The organism is Mesorhizobium sp. M2A.F.Ca.ET.037.01.1.1, from assembly GCF_003998075.1.
In the GTDB taxonomy this organism is placed as follows: Bacteria; Pseudomonadota; Alphaproteobacteria; order Rhizobiales; family Rhizobiaceae; genus Mesorhizobium.
On the sequence record NZ_RZSA01001355.1, the window covers coordinates 1 to 1,351 of the forward strand.

The 1,351-nt window shown below is 62.5% G+C and carries 2 protein-coding genes; one reads left to right on the forward strand and one right to left on the reverse strand.

The window, feature by feature from the left end:
* Positions 1–269, forward strand: a 269-nt coding sequence (locus EOA27_RS36680) for a DUF1638 domain-containing protein (RefSeq protein WP_127258745.1), incomplete at its 5' end; no start/stop codon positions are given.
* Between the two features lie 5 nt (positions 270–274).
* Here the strand turns inward: EOA27_RS36680 and EOA27_RS36685 are convergent.
* Positions 275–1,189, reverse strand: coding sequence for an NAD(P)-dependent oxidoreductase (locus EOA27_RS36685; RefSeq protein ID WP_126082177.1), 915 nt, complete (start codon positions 1,187–1,189; stop codon positions 275–277).
* Between the last annotated feature and the right edge of the window lie 162 nt (positions 1,190–1,351).

Consider the following 1,351-nt stretch of genomic DNA (forward strand, 5'->3'; position numbering starts at 1 on the left):
ACATGATGTCGTTCTACATGACCGACTTCCTCTGCCGCCAGTTCGAGGCCTTCTTCATCAAGCCGCTCGGCCTCGACCGGCATCCCGAGCTGATCAAGGACTATTTCGGCAATTACGGGAAGCTGATCTATCTTGCCCAGACCGACGATCCGGAACTCGACAAGGTCGCCGAGAAGGCTGCGGTTATGCTCGGCCTCGCGTACGAGCGCCGCCGGACTGGCTATGGTGATCTGACGAGCGAACTGGCGCGGGTGGCAACCGGCGCCTGACGGCTTCACGCCTCCGCTTCGAGCGCCGCCAATACATCGGCGAAACTTGTCTTGCAGACGAAGCCGAGTCGCTCCCCCGCCCGCGAGGGATCGTAGACGCGGTCGATCGACGAAAACATCGTCCAGCCCTTCCTCGCATAGAGCCCGGGATAATCCGGGAAATAGCGCGCGACAACCGATGGCGCGTCGGCGATGAGCTCGGCGCAGTCCAGCGGCCGGAACGGAGTCGGCGCCGAGATGATAAACGTGTCGAACCCGAGCAGCGGAGCTGTCTCCAGCGCCGCGACATGAGCCTCCGCGGCATCCTCCACCGTCAGCCGGCGAAACAGCAATTCGTTGGCCTTGGTGTTGGCGTCGGACTGTTCGATGGCGTGCGCCATGTCGTCCGCTTCGGGAAAGAAGCGCGCGGTGCGCAGCACCACCACCGGCAGCCCGTGCTCGATATGGTAAAGACGGCAGAGATGCTCAGCGGAAAGCTTCGTCACGCCATAGATGTTGCGCGGCTCCGGCGACATCTCCTCCGTCAGCCAGGCGGCCTTGCGCGCGCCGCGCTGGAAGCCGGCGCGGATCGCCTGCGAGATCATCAGCGACGTCGTCGAGGTGAAGACGAAACGCTCGACGCCGCAGGCAACCGCCGCGTCGAGCAGGTTGAGCGTGCCTTGCACATTCGTCGCGACGAAGGCGCTGTTCTCAAAGTGCTCGATGTTTGGCTTGTGCAGCGCGCCGCTGTGAATGATGGCCTCGATGCGATTGTCGCGGACAGTTTCGAAGACCAGCTCGCGGTCTGCGACCGAGCCGACGACCTGCGTGCGCGCCGAGGTAACCGGATCGAGGCCGACCACCTCATGGCCGAGCACTTCCAGTCGTGGCTGAAGCGCGCTGCCCAGCCAGCCTGACGACCCCGTGAGCAAGATCCGCATCGATCGAACACCATTTTTCCGAGCCCACGCTGTTAAGCACGGATGACAGACGATCGCGAACCGGTAAGTTGTACGCCAGTGACGAAAAGAACTGTTCCAGCCATCGATTTGAGGAAACGATTTGATGACCCCTCGCCTGCTTTTTGCCGCTCTCGGCCTCAT